Here is a 17,442-nt window from a genome sequence, read left to right as displayed (position 1 = left end):
CTGTGTTTCATCAGTCGATATCAATAACAGTAATGTGAGTAAGCGCTAATAAATGCCAAATACCAAGACCAAAAAACCAGCTCCAAAAGCTAAAACTCCAGCCAAACCAGCAAAAGCTGCTGCAAAGCCGGCAGCCAAAGCAAAAACTCCCGCTAAACCAGTAAAAGCTGCTGCAAAGCCAGTTGCTAAAGCGAAGACTCCTGCTAAGCCAGCTCCAAAAGCTAAAACGCCAGCTAAGCCAGTAAAGGCTGCTGCAAAGCCAGTTGCTAAAGCAAAGGCACCAGCAAAACCAGTCGCTAAAGCTAAAACTCCAGCTAAGCCAGTAAAGGCTGCTGCAAAGCCGGCCCCTAAGGCGGTAGCTAAAGCTCCAGCAAAACCAACAAAAGCGGTTGCAAAGCCAGCGGCAAAGGTATTAGCAAAAGTACCAGCAAAGCCAATTGCTAAAGCCCCCGCAAAAGTTGCAAAAGCAGAAGTCAAAGTTGAGTCAGTAAAAAAAGGTAAGGCTGCGCCTGCGCCTAAGGCTGAACCAGTTAAAGCGGCGAAGGAAGTTAAAGAAATAAAAGAAACAAAAGAGACTAAGGGTAAAAAAGCCAAAGTTGCTGAAGTTGAAGTTCCAGTAATTGAAGAAGAAAAGAAGCGCGGCCGTAAGGCAAAAGCGGATGCTCCTGCAGAAAATGCTGAGCCAGTTTTGACTGATCGCCAAAAAGCCCGTGAACGTAAGGCTAAAGAGAAGGCGCTCTTAAAAGAATTTGCAGCACAGCAGTTAGGCACTGAAGAGCAACAAGAATTACGTCGTGCGCGCTTGAAGACATTGATCAAGATGGGTATGTCCAAGGGTTACTTAACCCATGGCGAGATGAATGACGTGATGTCTGACGAGTTATCTGATGCGGATGCATTAGAGACTTTGATCAGCTTGCTCAATGACATTGGCATTACTGTTTACGAACAAGCCCCCGATGCTGAAACTCTCATTCTGTCTGACAACACAGAAGCTGCTGCTTCCGAAGAAGAGGCTGAAGAAAAGGCGGAAGCTGCTTTATCTACAGTTGATTCAGAGTTCGGACGCACAACTGATCCAGTACGTATGTATATGCGTGAGATGGGTACTGTAGATTTATTGACTCGCGAAGGCGAGATTGTTATTGCCAAGAAGATTGAAGCTGGCCTCAAAGACATGGTTATGGCCTTGGCTGCTTGCCCAGTGACGATTGCTGAAATTCTGAGTAACGTAGATAAGATCACAAGTGGTGAGATGGAGATTGACCAGTTTGTCGATGGCTTGGTTGATCCTAATGCAGAAGATATTAAGCTTGGACCTGAAGAGCCAGAGATTGACCCAGATGCCGAAGAAGGCGATGAAGAGGGTGGCGAAGACGAGGGCGGCGGTGGCGGCGGTGGTGCTGCAACGGCGAATGCTAAGCAATTAGAAGAGTTAAAGCAGATTTCTTTAGAGAAGTTTGCGATCGTTCGCACACAAGCCGACAAGATGCGTCGTGCCTTCGATAAAGATGGCTACAACTGCCCTGCGTACGTTAAAGCGCAAGATGCGATTCGTGCTGAATTACTTGGCTTCCGCTTAACAGCGAAGAGTGTTGAGAAATTATGCGACACCATGCGCTCACAAGTGGATCAAGTTTGGAAACTCGAGCGTGGCATTGTGAGCTTGTTGGTAGATAAAGTAGGCGTCAATCGTGGTGAAGTATTAAAAGACTTCCCTAAGATGTCTATGAATTTAACTTGGACTGAAAAGTTGCTTAAAGAGAACAAGCCTTACAGCGCGCTCTTGCAACGTAACGTGCCAGCTATTCAAGAATTGCAACAGAAGTTGATCGATATTCAGAAGAATGTTGTTATTCCACTTCCAGAGTTAAAAGAAGTAAACAAGCAGATGATCGCTGGTGAGAAGCGTGCCCGTGAAGCGAAACGTGAGATGACAGTCGCCAACTTACGTTTGGTAATCTCGATTGCTAAGAAATACACCAACCGTGGCTTGCAGTTCTTGGACTTGATTCAAGAGGGCAATATCGGTTTGATGAAAGCGGTAGATAAGTTTGAATACCGTCGTGGCTATAAGTTCTCTACCTATGCAACATGGTGGATTCGTCAGGCGATCACTCGCTCTATCGCTGACCAGGCACGTACGATCCGTATCCCCGTTCACATGATTGAGACAATCAACAAGATGAACCGTATCAGCCGTCAGATTTTGCAAGAAACTGGTCATGAGCCAGATGCTGCAACTTTGGCGCTGAAGATGGAGATTCCTGAGGATAAGATTCGTAAGATCATGAAGATCGCTAAAGAGCCTATCTCCATGGAGACACCAATTGGTGACGACGAAGATTCTCATTTGGGTGACTTTATTGAGGATGGAAATACATTAGCTCCAGCAGAAGCTGCGTTGCATGACTCTATGCGCGATGTAGTGAAAGACGTTCTCGATTCATTGACACCGCGTGAGGCAAAAGTATTGCGTATGCGCTTCGGTGTTGAGATGAGCACTGATCACACTCTCGAAGAAGTAGGTAAACAGTTTGACGTTACTCGTGAGCGTATTCGTCAGATTGAAGCTAAAGCTCTGCGCAAGATGCGTCATCCAAGCCGTAGCGACAAACTCAAGACCTTCCTCGAGGAAGATTGATCCAAGACTAACGGGCCCATAGCTCAGTTGGTTAGAGCAGAGGACTCATAATCCTTTGGTCCCAGGTTCAAGTCCTGGTGGGCCCACCAGTAATATCAACGACTTAGGAAGAAATTCCTAAGTCGTTTTTCTTTTTATGCCACTAAGTGTGTAGGCAATTACTGCACATTTTCTCTAGCGGTGGTTTTGGATATGGGGTCTGCCAGTGGAGCAATGAACTACTTATTAATTTAATATTGCGGCAATTCCTGCTCTTGCAGTATTTCCGTCTTCTCCATTCTTTACGCCAGAAACACCAACAGCGCCAATTGTATGTCCATCCACTACGATATTGACCCCGCCCTCTAGCATCATGGTTATATGAGGCGCGGATAAGAAGGCATGCCGTCCTTTATTAATCATGTCTTCATAGGCTTTAGTCTCTCGCTTACCCATAGCAGCAGTACGTGCTTTTTCTTGAGCAAAATATGAGGATACGGGCTGGCATCCATCCCGTCTAATTAGTCCAAGAAGATGACCTCCATCATCACATACAGCGATTGCGACAACATGCCTATTTTGAATAGCGTATTGATTTGCGGCATCCAAAATCTTCTGGACATGCGCCTGTGTTAAATAAGGTTTAGTGGGTAGCATCAATAAGTTAGGTGACTGGGGCAGGGTTAAATAAGGAAATGGCGTTGTGCAACTTCCATTGCTCTGCAAAGGTTTTTTTGCGGCCGCTAGCGACTTCTAGCATCAAGTGGAACATCTCCCAACCAATATCTTCAATAGTTGCAGTGCCATCAGCAATTTTTCCTGCATTAATGTCCATGAGGTCACTCCAACGACGGGCTAGATCAGTTCTAGTGGCCACTTTGATTACGGGAACTGCAGCCAATCCGTAGGGTGTACCGCGTCCGGTTGTAAAGACATGTAGATTCATTCCGGCTGCTAACTGCAATGTTCCGCAGATGAAATCACTCGCTGGAGTAGCTGCAAAGATTAAGCCTTTTTGCTTGAGCTTATTGCCAGGAGAAAGCACGCCAGAGATCGGAGATGTTCCTGATTTAATGATTGAACCCATCGCTTTTTCTACGATATTCGATAAGCCACCTTTTTTATTGCCAGGAGTTGTATTAGCGCTTCTATCTACCTTACCTCGTTTTAGGTATGCGTCATACCAAGCCATTTCATCAATCATTGCTTGAGCAACCTCTGGTGTAGTTGCTCTGGAAGTCAATTGGTCAATGCCATCTCTGACTTCAGTAACTTCAGAGAACATCACGCTAGCACCGGCCCGCACCAAAAGATCAGTACAAAAGCCCACTGCTGGGTTGGCTGTTACGCCTGAGAAGGCATCGCTTCCTCCACATTGAACACCAACCACGAGTTCACTAGCTGGAACGGTCTCACGCCTGCGCGCATTTAGTTTTTCTAAATGCACTTTCGCAGAATCCATGATGGAGTCAATCATAGACATGAAGCCAACATGCTCATCGTCTTGTAGGCAAACCACATCAAGCGCTTCATCGCTGCCGCGCTGATCTTTAATGGGAATGCTGCCTGGAGGAAGTAGGCGATTAGGTTGGAGCTTTTCACAGCCCAAGCTCACCACCATGACTTCACCACCAAAGTTAGGATTAAGGCTGATATTACGTAAAGTGCGAATCGGAATATCAGCCCCCTCTGCATCAATTGCCACACCACAACCGTAAGTATGTTCAATGCCGACTACATCATCCACATTAGGATATTTTGGAAGTAGTTCTGCCTTAATTCGCTGAACTGCGTAATCAACTACGCCCGACACACATTGAACGGTAGTAGTGATTGCCAAAATGTTTCTTGTACCAACCGATCCGTCTGCGTTTCGATAGCCTTCAAAGGTATAACCTTCTAGCGGCGCTTGAGGCGCAGGCTTAACAGTTGCGATAGGTAAGTTATCCAGTTCACGCGCATCGGGCATTTTCAAAAGCATCTCGCTGACCCAACTTCCAGCAGGGATGGCTTGAGCAGCATATCCAATCGGAATGCCGTAGCGAATGACAGGGGCATTAATTCCTAAATCCACTAAAGCCACCTTGTGACCCTGGGGAACATGCTCTTTTAAGGTAAGGCCGGATGACAGAGTGGTTCCTGCAGCTAAACCACCATCATTGGCAACAATTGCCACGTTATCGCGCTCGTTCATGCTGATTGTCAGCGGTATCATCACTAAGTCCTAAGAAATTGGCGTCAAATGTAATTTTGTGAGATTATGACAGAAATGATAGCGCTATCAAATTCGAGATGCAAGTACCTTTATGAGTGATATTGAATCTAATAAGCGAAGCCGCCGCGGTAGCGGTGCAATTACGTTGCATGATGTGGCGCGTTTGGCGGGGGTTTCACCCATCACTGCATCTAGAGCAATCAATAAGCCCGAGCAGGTCTCTCCTGAGTTACTAAAAAAGGTAGAGGATGCTGTAGCACGCACTGGTTATGTTCCCAATCGCATGGCAGGTGGCTTAGCCTCCTCTAGGAGTAAGCTCATTGCCGCTGTAGTTCCAAGTACGGTAATTTCGGTATTCAACGAAACGATTGAGGCCTTAAATAACACTTTATTTGATGCCGGCTATCAATTGATGCTGGGACAATCCGCATACTCGGCAGATCGCGAAGAGCTTCTATTGGATTCAGTTATAGGTCGGCGTCCAGATGGTATATTTTTAACGGGTGTTATGCAGCCAGGCAAAGGGCGTACGCGCTTAATGGCTGCTGGAATACCGGTAGTAGAAACTTGGGATTTAACACCTACTCCAATCGACATGCTAATCGGCTTCTCCCATTCAGATATTGGCTTAGCGGTCGCTAAGTACTTTATTGAAAAGGGTAGAAAACAGCTTGCTGTAATACGAGCTGGCGATGAAAGGGCGGATCGCAGGACGGTTGCATTTATTGCTGCCGCAATTGAAGCTGGATTGCCTAAGCCTTTTATCGTTAACGTTGGTTCTGAGCGCTCCATTCGTAGTGGACGCCAGGCCATGGCTGAGATCTTAAGTAAAGCACCTAAGTCTGATGCGGTGTTTTGCAGTTCTGACTTATTGGCATTAGGTGCGTTAACAGAATCTAGGGCGCAAAAGATTAATGTGCCAAACCAAATTGCATTAATGGGCTTTGGAGATGTGCCCTTTGTGGCGGATATGCTACCTGCTTTGTCTACCGTTCGTATTAACGGCGGAAAGATTGGTGAGATTGCTGCTCAATACCTCATGGATAGAGCCGAGGGTAAAACGATTGCAGACCCAATAGTCAATGTTGGCTTCTCCATCATTGAGCGCGATACCGCCTAGATTTAAGTAAAAACCCCTAGTATTAAACAGTTTGACAAGTCTAATTGGTACCGCTAACATTTCACTTTATTTGGTAGCGCTACCATTAATCACAAAACCTCTTAGTTAAGGAAGATGCATGAACCCCCAAGACCTAAAAACAATCGTTTCTGATGGCTTGTTGTCATTTCCAGTAACGGATTTTGACCAGCAAGGTAATTTCAATCCAAAGGGATATGCAGAGCGTTTGGAATGGTTGGCGCCGTATGGGGCTAGTGCACTGTTTGCAGCTGGCGGAACAGGGGAGTTCTTTTCCTTAGATGGAAAAGAGTATCCAGAGATTATTAAAACCGCGGTACAAACCTGCAAAGGTAAGGTGCCAATCATTGCTGGCGCTGGGGGTTCAACTCGCTTTGCAATTGAATGTGCGCAAGAAGCTGAGCGCCAAGGTGCCCACGGCATATTGTTATTGCCACATTACTTAATGGAAACAGGCCAAGAAGGTTTGATTGCGCACGTAGAGGCTGTTTGTAAGAGCGTCAAATTTGGCGTCATTGTCTACAACCGAAATGTCACTAAATTAACTCCAGAATCACTAGCAATTCTTGCAGATCGTTGCCCCAATCTTATCGGCTTTAAAGATGGTGTTGGCAACATCGAAATCATGTCCTCAATCTTTTTGAGAATGGGTGATCGCTTCTCATATTTGGGGGGTCTTCCAACTGCAGAAGTATATGCGGCAGCCTATAAGGCATTGGGGACACCGGTTTACTCATCCGCAGTATTTAATTTCATTCCTAAAACTGCAATGGATTTCTACCATGCTGTGGCTAAAGACGATATGGCTACGCAACACCATTTGTTAAAAGAATTCTTTATGCCTTACCTAAAGATTCGTAACCGTGATCCTGGATACGCAGTGAGCATTATTAAAGCGGGTGCAAAAATTGTTGGACATGATGCCGGTCCAGTACGTGCACCATTGGTTGATCTCAAGCCAAGCGAAGTGGAAGAGTTGGCAGCGCTGATTAAAAAAATGGGCCCTCAATAAACTGGAGTATTAAATATGTCAAACGCAAAAATTGCTCTGGTAACAGGTGCTGGCAGCGGAATCGGAAAAGCAGTTGCTTTGGGTTTATTAGCAGATGGTTTCAAGGTTGTCTTAGCTGGAAGAAGGTTGGAGCCCCTACAGGAGGTTGCGCAATTGGCAAAAGAGATGGGGCAGGAAGCCTATCCAGTCTCTGTAGATGTGCGCGATCCAGTTAGTGTTGAAAACCTCTTTGCTGAAATCGAAAATAAATACGGCCGTCTCGACGTGGCTTTCAATAACGCAGGAGTTAACGCCCCTGCGGTCACGATTGATGAGCTTCCTTTGGAGAAATGGCAAAACGCCATTGATACCAATGTCACTGGCGTCTTTCTCTGTGCGCGGGCTGAGTTTGGTTTGATGAAAAAGCAAAACCCACAGGGCGGCAGAATCATTAATAACGGTTCCATTTCCGCCCACACCCCTAGGCTCTACACAACTCCTTATACGGCAAGTAAGCACGCTGTAAGTGGAATCACAAAAGGCATAGCTTTAGATGGCAGAAAGTTCAATATCGTAGCCAGCCAGATTGATATTGGGAATGCCCTAACGGAATTGTCTGCTCGTATGACTAAAGGTGTCCTTCAGGCAAATGGCGAACTAGCGCCAGAGCCGATGATGGATGTAAAGCATGTGGCGGACGCAGTGCGCTACATCGCGGCATTACCGCTTTCAGCCAATGTGCTCAATATGACCGTTATGGCAAGTGCTATGCCATTTGTTGGTCGTGGTTAAGGAATGAAGATGAAGCCAACTGTTTTACAACTCAGTCCTATTTTGATCCCATCAGTCAGCCAAAAACTCAATGAGCTCTATGAGGTTCATAAGTATTTTGAGATTGATGAGAAAGAGGCTTTTCTAGCCAAGCATGCTGCAAATGTGCAAGGTGTCGTGAGTGGTGGCCATACTGGAATTAGTAAGGCCCTTATGGAAAGGCTGCCAAATCTGAAGGTAGTTGCTGTTAATGGCGTGGGGACTGATGCAGTTGATATGTCATATGCAAAGAGTCGTGGCATTCATGTCACTGCAACCTTTGGCGCATTAACTGAGGATGTTGCTGATTTAGCAATTGGTCTTTTGCTTGCAAGCTGTCGTGGAATTTGTGCGGGCGATCGCTTTGTACGCGAAGGGAATTGGGTGAAGTTTCCATCCCCAACTGCAATAGCCTTATCACGTCGCTTTAGTGGTATGCGTGTAGGCATCGTTGGAATGGGCCGAGTAGGGCGTGCTGTTGCAATACGAGCTGCTGCATTTGGCTGTCCAATTCAATATACCGATCTCAAGAAAATGGATGACTTGTCTTATGGCTTTGTGCCAGATTTGATAGAGCTTGCTCATCAAAGTGACGCTTTGATTCTTTGTGCTGCAGCAGATAAAGCTGAAGGTATTGTGAATTTAAAAGTTCTGGAAGCATTAGGAAAGGATGGATTCTTAATTAATATCGCCCGCGGCAAATTAGTGAACGAGGTGGATTTGGTTAAGGCCGTTAAGGCAGGGACAATTGCTGGTGCCGGTCTTGATGTATTTGTAGATGAGCCCAATGTACCTGAGGTCTTACTGCAGAATGATTCGGTAGTAATGCAAGCGCACAGAGCTAGCGCAACTTGGGAGACGCGTACTGCGATGGGCAATATGGTTCTTGATAGTCTTGCGCAAGCTTTATCTGGCAAGCGACCTGAAATGAGTCTTACTACATAAGGGCGCATATTCAAATGAAAGCAATATTCTTATTGACCCTATTTTTAATTTGTGGACTAGCTCAGGCAGAGTCTTATCCAAATAAGCCTATTACGATCATCATCGGCTCCACCCCAGGCAGCACTAGCGATGGATTGGCGCGAGCCATTGGCGCTGAAATTACCAAAGAAACTGGTCAAGCGGTCATTGTGGACAGTAAAGCAGGTGCATTTGGTGGTATTGCGGCTCAATATGTTGCCAATGCTAAGCCGGATGGATACACCTTGTTTGTTACAACCAACACAACTCAAGCAGCGAACCCGCACTTAATCAAGAAGCTTCCTTATGATCCAATCAAGGACTTCAGTCCAATTACTAAGCTTGTTCAAGGCTATATGTTATTGGTCACCAATCCCTCTTTAAAAGCCAATTCAGTTAATGAACTCATTGCGCTTGCAAAAAAAGAACCTGGCAAATTAACTTTTGGTGCAGGCAGTTCTTCAGCCCGTGTGGCAGTTGAGTTATTTGAAAAGATGTCAGGAACGGAAATGGTTTATGTGCCCTACAAATCAAATCCCCTAGCGGTGATGGATTTGGTTGGTGGACAAGTAGATCTGATGATTGTGGATTTAACAACGAGTCTGCCGCAAGTAAAGAATGACAAGCTCAAGGCCTTAGGTGTTAGTAGTCTAACCAAATCTCCGCTGGTTCCTAAACTGCCAACAATTTCTTCTGCCGGAGTTCCTGGCTATGAGTTCTCACATTGGAACGCATTGTATGGGCCAGCAGGCATGGACACAGTTACGATTAAGCGTATCAATGAACTGTTTACATCGGCAATGAAAAAACCATCCGTCAAAAAATTTGTTGAAGACAATGGGATGGAAGTTTCCGTAAGCAGCCCTGAGGGACTATCGGTCTTCCAAAACGCAGAATTAAAGCGTTGGGGTCAAATTATTAAAGATGCTGGTATTCAGCCAGAATAAGGAGTTAGTATGAAAAACCAACTAAAGGCAGTACTCATTCTTATATCTGCAGTCTTTTGTTTAAATACATTAGCGGCATGGCCTGATAGAACCATCACCTTGGTGATTCCATTCCCACCAGGCGGATCAACAGATCAAATGGCTAGAGCTATTGCCCCTAAGATGCAGGCTTCATTAGGTCAAAGCGTCATCATTGACAATAAGCCTGGTGCAACCGGTACGGTTGGTGCTGGCTTTGTAAAGCGCGCTGCTCCTGATGGAAATACCTTGCTTGTAACTTCCTTGGGTCCGTTAGTAATTGCGCCACACTTATACCCAAGCGTTCCCTACAATGCTACCACCGATTTTGATTACATTACCGTAGGGTTGCAGTCACCGAATGTGCTGGTGGTTCCCGCTAATTCACCATATAAATCATTGGCAGACTTAGTTGCAGCAGCAAAAGCAAATCCAGGAAAACTTTCTTTTGGAAGCTCTGGAAGTGGATCTTCTGATCACTTGGGAACTGAAATTTTTTGGCAACAAACCAATACAACGGGAGTACACGTTCCTTACAAAGGTGGTGGCCCTGCAATTACTGATGCCATTGGAGGTCAATTAGATGCATTGTTTGCGAATGTGAACTCAGTAATTCAATACATTAATGCGGGCAAGCTGCGTCCACTTGCTATTGCTGGCACAAAGCGTTCGCCAGTCCTACCAAATGTACCTACTTTTGCCGAATTGGGATACAAAGAAGTTGTGGCCTATGGTTGGCAGGCCGTTGCAGCTCCTAAAGGTTTGCCTGCAGATGTGAAAGAAAAAATCTACAAGTCTGTAATTGCTGCTCTAAATGATCCGCAAGTCAAAAAGAACTTTGTTGACCTGGGTTATGAGGTTGTTGCGAACACTCCAGAGCAGTTTTCGCAATATCAGGCACAAGAGAGTGCGCGCTGGAAAAAGCTCATCGAATCTCGTCAAATCACTGCAAACTAATTGAATCACTATAAAAATATGAGCAATGCTGAAACGCCAAAGATTGTTGAGGTAAGAGTAATCCCTGTTGCTGGTGAAGACAGCATGCTCATGAACTTGAGCGGTGCTCATGGACCTTACTTCACCCGCAATATCGTTATTCTCAAAGATAGTTCTGGGAATATAGGCGTTGGCGAAGTGCCGGGTGGTCAAAAGATTGAAGATACTCTGAACAAGAGTGCTGAGATCCTTATGGGATCTCCTATTGGCGCATATAAATCAGCATTAAATGCCGTAAGAGATAAGTTCGCTACGTTAGATGCAGGCGGCCGTGGCTTGCAAACTTTTGATCTTCGCACAACTGTGCACGTAGTTACAGCCCTAGAAGCGGCGTTTTTAGATTTGCTGGGCAAACATTTGGGTGTTCCCGTTGCGGAGTTGTTGGGTGAAGGTCAGCAACGTGATTCAGTGGAGATGCTTGGGTACCTCTTCTTCTTGGGCGACAAAGCGAAAACGAATTTGGAATACCGATCTGAAAAAGATTCTGACGATGCTTGGTTCAGGTTGCGTAATGAAGCGGCCATGACAACCGAAGGAGTCGTGCGCTTAGCTGAGGCTGCATACGATAAGTATGGCTTCAAGGACTTTAAGTTAAAGGGTGGCGTATTGGCAGGTGAAGCAGAAGTCGAGGCGGTTACAGCTTTAGCTAAACGTTTTCCTGATGCACGTATCACCCTAGACCCAAATGGTGGGTGGTTGTTAAAAGATGCTATTCGCTTAATGCGTGATATGCATGGTGTATTAGCGTACGCAGAGGATCCTTGTGGTGCTGAGGGTGTGTTTTCAGGCCGCGAAGTGATGGCTGAGTTCCGTCGCGCCACTGGCCTGCCTACAGCTACAAACATGGTGGCTACCGATTGGCGTGAGATGCAGCATGCAATCCAATTGCAATCAGTCGATATTCCATTGGCGGATCCGCATTTTTGGACTATGGCTGGTTCAGTGCGAGTTGCTCAGATGTGTCATGAGTGGGGTCTAACTTGGGGTTCACACTCAAACAATCACTTTGATATCTCATTGGCGATGTTTACCCACGTTGCAGCTGCAGCACCAGGCAAGATTACTGCAATAGATACCCATTGGATTTGGCAAGACGGTCAACGTTTAACAAAAGAGCCATTCCAAATTAAAGGTGGCCATATTCAGGTTCCTAAAACACCTGGTTTAGGCATAGAGCTCGATATGCAAGAGGTTGAAAAAGCCCATCGCCTCTACAAGGAAAAGGCATTGGGCGCACGTGATGATGCTATCGCGATGCAATACCTCATTCCAAACTGGAAATTTAATAACAAGATGCCATGCATGGTTCGCTAAGAGCCAAACATATTAAAAATATTTAACGGTATTAATAGAGAGAGCAAGATGACAATCGCAGGCAACATGATTATTGGGCAAGAACTGGTTAAAGGTTCTAAAAAAGCAATCTACGGAATTAATCCTGCTACTGATGAAAATCTAGAGCCAGCCTATTTGGGCGGTAGTGCACAAGAGGTAGAACGCGCTTGCGCTTTAGCAGAAGAAGCTTTTGACGTTTATCGTGAAATAGATTTAGAGACTCGCGCTAAGTTTTTAGAGCAGATCGCTGCCAACTTGGCCGCCAATGGTCCCGCTATTGTTGAGCGTGCTGGCTTAGAGTCAGGCTTACCAAAAGCACGACTTGAGGGGGAGTTAGGTCGCACCATGAATCAGCTTAAGCTCTTTGCTGAAGAGGTGAGGGCAGGCCGCTGGTTAGGTGTGAAGATTGACACCGCTATGCCAGAGCGCACACCATTGCCACGTTCTGATCTGCGTTTACGTCATATCCCGTTAGGTCCTGTTGCAGTATTTGGTGCAAGCAATTTCCCATTAGCATTTTCTGTAGCAGGTGGAGACACCGCTTCTGCGTTAGCTGCAGGTTGTCCAGTAGTTGTCAAAGGCCACTCTGCACATCCAGGCACTTCAGAATTGGTTGGTAAAGCTATCCAGGCAGCCGTGGACTCTTCTGGCCTGCCAAAAGGTACTTTCTCTTTATTGTTTGGTTCAGGTGCCGATATTGGTTCAGCATTGGTTGCCGACACTAGAATCAAAGCAGTTGGATTTACAGGTTCACGCTCTGGCGGTGTTGCTTTGATGAAGATTGCTGCCGCACGCCCCGAGCCAATTCCAGTGTATGCAGAGATGAGCAGTATTAATCCGGTATATCTCCTGCCAGAGGCCCTTAAGAATCGTGCCGAAAGTATTGCAACAGGTTTTGTGAACTCGATGTTGATGGGCTCGGGCCAGTTTTGTACTAATCCGGGTCTACTAATTGTCAAAGAAGTTCCAGAATTGGATGGTTTCGTTAGAAAAGTGGTTGACCTCGTGAGAGCGGCAACCCCAACAACGATGTTGACGCCAGGAATTCACCAGGCATTTGAGTCTGGAGTTGAAAAACTATCAGTCAATGCCAATGTAGACCTACTAGCGCAGGCGCAAGGTAGTAGCGGACCCAACCAATGTCGAGCTCGCTTATTTTCTACTTCTGCTCAAGCATTTCTAAAAGACCATGCATTACGCGATGAAGTATTCGGATCATCCTCTTTGATTATTCGCTGTAAAACGGATGAAGAAATTTTGGAGTTAACAAACAGTCTTGAAGGTCAGCTCACTGCTACGGTATTGATGGATCAAGGCGATAACACTGCCTTTGTGAAAAAGCTCTTGAGTATTCTTGAGCGTAAAGTAGGGCGCATTCTGTTTAATGGTTACCCAACAGGTGTTGAAGTTTGTCATGCCATGGTACATGGTGGGCCATTCCCGGCAACATCTGACAGTAGAACAACTTCAGTAGGAACGGAAGCTATGTGGAGATTCTTACGTCCAATCTGCTACCAGGATTTCCCAAGCAACTTATTGCCTGAGGCATTAAAAGATCAGAGCTCTGTACCTAAGTTAGTCAATGGCAAGTAACTAAGAAGAGATCTTCCCATGAAATTTAAACTGCTCGCATTCCTTTTAATTGCATTTACTTGTCTTAGCGCCAATGCTCAGACCACGGCAATTAATTTTCCGACTAAACCCATCAAAATCATCGTCCCATTTTCTGCTGGTGGAACATCGGATGTACTAGCCCGCCTCATTGGGCAAAAATTAGGAGATGCTTGGGGACAGGTCATTGTCGTTGAAAACAAACCAGGTGCTAGCGGTAATCTTGGTGCTGAAATGGTTGCTCATGCAACCCCAGATGGTTACACCTTATTACTGATGGATGTGGGTACGCTAGCTATAAGTCAGACGCTATATACCAGTCTCCCATTTAATGTGCTTAAGGATTTTGCGCCGGTAACCATGGTTGCCTACTCTCCACATTTATTGGTTGCTAGTAATAAAACATCCTTTAATACGACTGCTGAGTTAATTACTTTTGCCAAGAAGAACCCAGGCAAACTCAATTTCGCATCTGCTGCAGGTAGTGGTAGCGCAAATCATCTCGCTGGAGTGATCTTTGCCAAACAAGCGGGCATTGATTGGGCTTACATTCCATACAAGGGCGGCGCTCAAGCTATTACTGACTTGGGTGCTGGTCAAGTAGATGTGACCTTCAATGGCATGACAGCAACCTATCCTCATGTCAAAAGTGGTTTGATTAAGTTAATTGCTGTATCAAGCCCTAAGAGATTGGAAACTTTGCCAGGTACACCAACTGTTGCTGAAACACTTCCTGGATTTTTAACTGGTAGCTGGCAAGGCATCTTAGCGCCAGCTGGAACGCCAGCGCCAATCATTGAAAAGCTCAATTTGCAGATTCTGAAGATTCTCAAAACACCAGAAATTAAAGAAGCCTTAAAGACTGCAGGAGCGGATTCAGCGCCAACAACACCTCAAGAGTTTTCACGCTGGTTGCAACAAGAAGTTCAGCGCTCTGCAAAAGTCATCAAAGATAACAATATCAAATTAGATTAACGAACTAGATTAATTAAAGCAATGGAGACAGTGATGCATCAATTCGGTAGGCTAGTAAAATATTTAGGCATCGCGTCAATTGGTATATTGGCATTAGTGAGCCATGCGCAAACAACATCTTTTCCTGATAGACCGGTAACGATTGTTGTGCCGTTTCCTCCGGGCGGAGGAACCGATGCCGGTGCAAGACTGATTGCGCAAAAGCTATCAACCCGCTGGGGGCAGTCCGTCATTATTGATAACAAGGCTGGCGCGTCTGGCATGGTCGGATCCGAGTATGTATCTCGTGCAAAGCCAGACGGTTATACCCTACTCATCGGCAATATCGGCACTTTCTCAATCAATCCATCTCTCTACAAAAAAATGCCGTACGACCCAGACAAGGCATTTGTACCAGTGAGCATGATTGCAGAATTGCCATACTTTCTCTTGGTTACCCCAAGCTTGAAAGCTAATAACGTAAAAGAATTCATTGCATTTGCAAAAGCCAATCCTGGGGCGGTTACCTATGCAAGTTCAGGTAGCGGTAGTGGCCCACATCTCGCGGGTGAGATGTTTGAAAAAGCGACTGGCTTAGACATGATGCACGTACCTTACAAGGGTGGTGGTCCAGCAGCTGCTGATGTAATGGCAGGGCACGTCAATATGTATTTTTCTACCGTTCTTGAATCTATCGGTTCTGTAAAGTCTGGCAAGCTCAAAGCTTTAGGTGCAAGCTCATTAGTGCGGTCACCGGCAATGCCTGAGTTACCAACCATTGCTGAGTCTGGTGTTCCTGGCTTTGATGCTGCTTCATGGATTGGAATCGCTGCACCTGCAGGAACCCCTTCGGCACTCGTAGATAAGATTGCTGCAGATATCAAAGCAGTGATCTCAGAACAAGATACAAGGCAAACACTGATTCAGCAGGGCGCCACACCAATGCCGCTCGCACCAACAGCGTTTAAAGCCAGAATTGAAAGTGACCGTATACGTTATGCAAAAGTGATTAAAGAAGGTAATGTGCAAGTCGATTAACTTCAGCAACCATTTCTGTCTCCTGACTTTAGCCACCTTCGGGTGGCTTTTTTGAGCGTTACTTTAAGTAATGCTTATTACTTTAAAAAGTCCTTTGGTGCAACGAAGTGCTGGATGGTTGCTCCAAAACTCCTGTGGTTTTGAAAACTAAAGAGTGAGAGAGTGCTTCCTTTAAATCCATGAATTTACTTACACATTTGCTTACACACCGACACTGACCACCCGCAGACCCCCTGTTTATAACGGTCTATCATGGGCTTCTGCTCTCATAATCCTTTGGTCCCAGGTTCAAGTCCTGGTGGGCCCACCAGCAATATCAACGACTTAGGGAGAAATTCCTAAGTCGTTTTTCTTTCTGTGTAGTTGGTGTACAGCACATGTCACCAGTAAACCCCAGTAGATATACGGCTCTAGCTTGGAGCAATGAACTATTTGTTGCCCTTGGTTTGTAAGTGTTCAAGGGCTGCTTTCGGCTATTAATTGACATTTGAAAGCCGTGGGTTGCAACACTCTGTAGTGTAAAAAGAAGCCATAGACTCGGGTAATGACTTGAGTCCAGCTAATACAACTGCTTTTGAGATGGTTCAAGCTACCAAATTGATCTCTAAACAGCTCGGCCTGTTGGAGTAGTTTCAAGTAAAAATACACAGCCGAAGACTCAATCTTATTGTGTTCGATCTGGCCTCTTCATGACATCAGGAACTACTTTGAATAGATGCGCAGCACAATGTCTTTAACTATAGTCTTGTGAGCCTGGGTGCCGGCAATGGGATTTTCTTCCAAAAAAGGGGTGATTATTGCGGTTAGAGATGTTCGGTTAAGGAACGGCCACTCCTCTTCAGAAATATCGCGTATGGTTCCGGAAGTGTTGCGCTGAATAAAGGCTCTAATGTACGGATACAAAACCTTAGAATAGGAGGAAAAGAACTCTGGTTTGCTTGCATTTTGATAGTACAAGGACAGAGTCTCTTTTTTAGCTGCTATTGGCTTTTGATTCCACTCAGCAAATGTTTGGTCAATCATATTGTCAGCAGCCATATCTAGGGTCACTTCAGGCCCTAGACCTTCTAGTAATGTAATTAATGAATTTAGTCTTCGGCGAACTTTTCGTATTAACAAACTTGCAAAGATACTATCAACAGAAGGGAAGTGGTGATATATCGCTCCAACTGAGACAAAAGCCTTTTTGGCTATCGACTGGACGTCGATCTTTTTCGATGGAGTCTGGACCATTAAATCCTCAACTGCATCAAGTATTTTCTCGACGCGTACCTGGCTGCGATCTTGCTTGGATTCGTTAGTAAGGTAGTAATCAGAATTGCTCATAAATTTTAGATCTGAATGGATTTAAGTAATTCTATCGGCAAATTACAAAACATTCAGAAATTAATACCGAATGAATTCGATATATAGGTTGATAAGCCTTTACTTATATGGGTTTTTAGTAAATTCATTACCGAATAAAAATACGCTAATTTTGACGAAAAGTGTGAGTAATATTCTTACATAGAAACAGTATGACCGGAGCGAGAATTGAAAAAAATTATCGTAGGTTTAGCAGCAATGGGCATTTTTGGGTATGTAAATGCTCAAACAAAGGATGAGATTTACAAAAACCTAGCTCAAAAGATTCAATACAGTCAATCGAACTTGCAAACAAGTTTGGCCAGAGCATCCGCGTGGCCTGTTCCATATATTGATGGTGGTAAAGCGGCTGATCTGGCAGCGGTTGATCGAATGGAGCAGTCGCAGAGAGGTAGCCAAATGCAGTTAACTCAAATGTATATGCAGTACTGCCGGTAA

At 45.3% G+C, this 17,442-nt stretch carries 15 protein-coding genes and 1 tRNA gene; 13 read left to right on the top strand and 3 right to left on the bottom strand.

Annotated features, from left to right (window positions below; all coding sequences use genetic code 11):
• Nucleotides 1-52: 52 nt before the first annotated feature.
• Both rpoD and ICN20_RS02300 read left to right on the top strand, forming a co-directional pair.
• Nucleotides 53-2,644 carry an RNA polymerase sigma factor RpoD gene (gene rpoD / locus ICN20_RS02305; protein WP_216237926.1) on the top strand — a complete coding sequence of 864 codons (2,592 nt, stop codon included), beginning with the start codon at nt 53-55 and terminating at the stop codon, nt 2,642-2,644.
• Between the two features lie 12 nt (nt 2,645-2,656).
• Nucleotides 2,657-2,733: transfer RNA gene (locus ICN20_RS02300), tRNA-Ile, on the top strand.
• A gap of 136 nt (nt 2,734-2,869) precedes the next feature.
• Here ICN20_RS02300 and ICN20_RS02295 read toward each other — a convergent pair.
• Together ICN20_RS02295 and garD are read right to left on the bottom strand one after the other, a co-directional pair.
• Nucleotides 2,870-3,280 carry a heme-binding protein gene (locus ICN20_RS02295; RefSeq protein WP_216237925.1) on the bottom strand — a complete coding sequence of 137 codons (411 nt, stop codon included), beginning with the start codon at nt 3,278-3,280 and terminating at the stop codon, nt 2,870-2,872.
• Nucleotides 3,281-3,287: 7 nt separating this feature from the next.
• Nucleotides 3,288-4,838 carry a galactarate dehydratase gene (gene garD, locus ICN20_RS02290; protein ID WP_216237924.1) on the bottom strand — a complete coding sequence of 517 codons (1,551 nt, stop codon included), beginning with the start codon at nt 4,836-4,838 and terminating at the stop codon, nt 3,288-3,290.
• Between the two features lie 91 nt (nt 4,839-4,929).
• Here garD and ICN20_RS02285 point away from each other — a divergent pair, with 91 nt between their 5' ends.
• The 10 genes from ICN20_RS02285 to ICN20_RS02240 all read left to right on the top strand — a co-directional run bounded on the left by ICN20_RS02285 (nt 4,930) and on the right by ICN20_RS02240 (nt 15,639).
• A complete protein-coding gene (locus tag ICN20_RS02285; protein WP_216237923.1) occupies nt 4,930-5,958 on the top strand; it encodes a LacI family DNA-binding transcriptional regulator in 1,029 nt (342 codons plus the stop codon).
• 118 nt (nt 5,959-6,076) lie between these two features.
• Nucleotides 6,077-6,988, top strand: coding sequence for a 5-dehydro-4-deoxyglucarate dehydratase (gene kdgD, locus ICN20_RS02280; protein ID WP_216237922.1), 912 nt, complete (start codon nt 6,077-6,079; stop codon nt 6,986-6,988).
• A gap of 15 nt (nt 6,989-7,003) precedes the next feature.
• Entirely contained in the window at nt 7,004-7,759 is a 756-nt protein-coding gene (locus ICN20_RS02275) for an SDR family oxidoreductase (RefSeq protein ID WP_216237921.1), read from the top strand.
• Nucleotides 7,760-7,768: 9 nt separating this feature from the next.
• Nucleotides 7,769-8,722, top strand: coding sequence for a 2-hydroxyacid dehydrogenase (locus ICN20_RS02270; protein WP_216237920.1), 954 nt, complete (start codon nt 7,769-7,771; stop codon nt 8,720-8,722).
• Nucleotides 8,723-8,736: 14 nt separating this feature from the next.
• Nucleotides 8,737-9,687: a tripartite tricarboxylate transporter substrate binding protein gene (locus ICN20_RS02265; RefSeq protein ID WP_216237919.1), complete on the top strand. Its 951-nt coding sequence runs from the start codon at nt 8,737-8,739 to the stop codon at nt 9,685-9,687.
• A gap of 9 nt (nt 9,688-9,696) precedes the next feature.
• Nucleotides 9,697-10,662, top strand: coding sequence for a tripartite tricarboxylate transporter substrate binding protein (locus tag ICN20_RS02260; protein WP_216237918.1), 966 nt, complete (start codon nt 9,697-9,699; stop codon nt 10,660-10,662).
• Nucleotides 10,663-10,680: 18 nt separating this feature from the next.
• A complete protein-coding gene (gudD, locus tag ICN20_RS02255; RefSeq protein ID WP_370624520.1) occupies nt 10,681-12,015 on the top strand; it encodes a glucarate dehydratase in 1,335 nt (444 codons plus the stop codon).
• 48 nt (nt 12,016-12,063) lie between these two features.
• On the top strand, nt 12,064-13,629 hold the full coding sequence (locus ICN20_RS02250) for an aldehyde dehydrogenase (NADP(+)) (protein WP_216237916.1): 1,566 nt from the start codon (nt 12,064-12,066) through the stop codon (nt 13,627-13,629).
• An 18-nt stretch (nt 13,630-13,647) separates the two neighbouring features.
• Nucleotides 13,648-14,622, top strand: coding sequence for a tripartite tricarboxylate transporter substrate binding protein (locus ICN20_RS02245; protein WP_216237915.1), 975 nt, complete (start codon nt 13,648-13,650; stop codon nt 14,620-14,622).
• Nucleotides 14,623-14,718: 96 nt separating this feature from the next.
• Nucleotides 14,719-15,639, top strand: coding sequence for a Bug family tripartite tricarboxylate transporter substrate binding protein (locus tag ICN20_RS02240; protein WP_370624519.1), 921 nt, complete (start codon nt 14,719-14,721; stop codon nt 15,637-15,639).
• Nucleotides 15,640-16,341: 702 nt separating this feature from the next.
• On the opposite strand, the gene ICN20_RS02235 is transcribed toward ICN20_RS02240, so the two are convergent.
• Nucleotides 16,342-16,965: a TetR/AcrR family transcriptional regulator gene (locus ICN20_RS02235; protein WP_216237913.1), complete on the bottom strand. Its 624-nt coding sequence runs from the start codon at nt 16,963-16,965 to the stop codon at nt 16,342-16,344.
• Between the two features lie 207 nt (nt 16,966-17,172).
• Here ICN20_RS02235 and ICN20_RS02230 point away from each other — a divergent pair, with 207 nt between their 5' ends.
• Nucleotides 17,173-17,442 carry a hypothetical protein gene (locus tag ICN20_RS02230; protein ID WP_216237912.1) on the top strand — a complete coding sequence of 90 codons (270 nt, stop codon included), beginning with the start codon at nt 17,173-17,175 and terminating at the stop codon, nt 17,440-17,442.

This window comes from Polynucleobacter sp. JS-Polo-80-F4, from assembly GCF_018881965.1.
GTDB lineage: Bacteria > Pseudomonadota > Gammaproteobacteria > Burkholderiales > Burkholderiaceae > Polynucleobacter.
Note: the sequence above shows the minus strand (reverse complement) of the source record. Positions and strands in the feature narration are given on the sequence as shown.

Excerpts from the sequence above, each read along its gene's own strand:
- rpoD (WP_216237926.1), top strand. The coding sequence starts at position 53 with ATGCCAAATACCAAGACCAAAAAACCAGCTCCAAAAGCTAAAACTCCA.
- ICN20_RS02295 (WP_216237925.1), bottom strand. The coding sequence starts at position 3,280 with ATGCTACCCACTAAACCTTATTTAACACAGGCGCATGTCCAGAAGATT.
- garD (WP_216237924.1), bottom strand. The coding sequence starts at position 4,838 with ATGATACCGCTGACAATCAGCATGAACGAGCGCGATAACGTGGCAATT.
- ICN20_RS02285 (WP_216237923.1), top strand. The coding sequence starts at position 4,930 with ATGAGTGATATTGAATCTAATAAGCGAAGCCGCCGCGGTAGCGGTGCA.
- kdgD (WP_216237922.1), top strand. The coding sequence starts at position 6,077 with ATGAACCCCCAAGACCTAAAAACAATCGTTTCTGATGGCTTGTTGTCA.
- ICN20_RS02275 (WP_216237921.1), top strand. The coding sequence starts at position 7,004 with ATGTCAAACGCAAAAATTGCTCTGGTAACAGGTGCTGGCAGCGGAATC.
- ICN20_RS02270 (WP_216237920.1), top strand. The coding sequence starts at position 7,769 with ATGAAGCCAACTGTTTTACAACTCAGTCCTATTTTGATCCCATCAGTC.
- ICN20_RS02265 (WP_216237919.1), top strand. The coding sequence starts at position 8,737 with ATGAAAGCAATATTCTTATTGACCCTATTTTTAATTTGTGGACTAGCT.
- ICN20_RS02260 (WP_216237918.1), top strand. The coding sequence starts at position 9,697 with ATGAAAAACCAACTAAAGGCAGTACTCATTCTTATATCTGCAGTCTTT.
- gudD (WP_370624520.1), top strand. The coding sequence starts at position 10,681 with ATGAGCAATGCTGAAACGCCAAAGATTGTTGAGGTAAGAGTAATCCCT.
- ICN20_RS02250 (WP_216237916.1), top strand. The coding sequence starts at position 12,064 with ATGACAATCGCAGGCAACATGATTATTGGGCAAGAACTGGTTAAAGGT.
- ICN20_RS02245 (WP_216237915.1), top strand. The coding sequence starts at position 13,648 with ATGAAATTTAAACTGCTCGCATTCCTTTTAATTGCATTTACTTGTCTT.
- ICN20_RS02235 (WP_216237913.1), bottom strand. The coding sequence starts at position 16,965 with ATGAGCAATTCTGATTACTACCTTACTAACGAATCCAAGCAAGATCGC.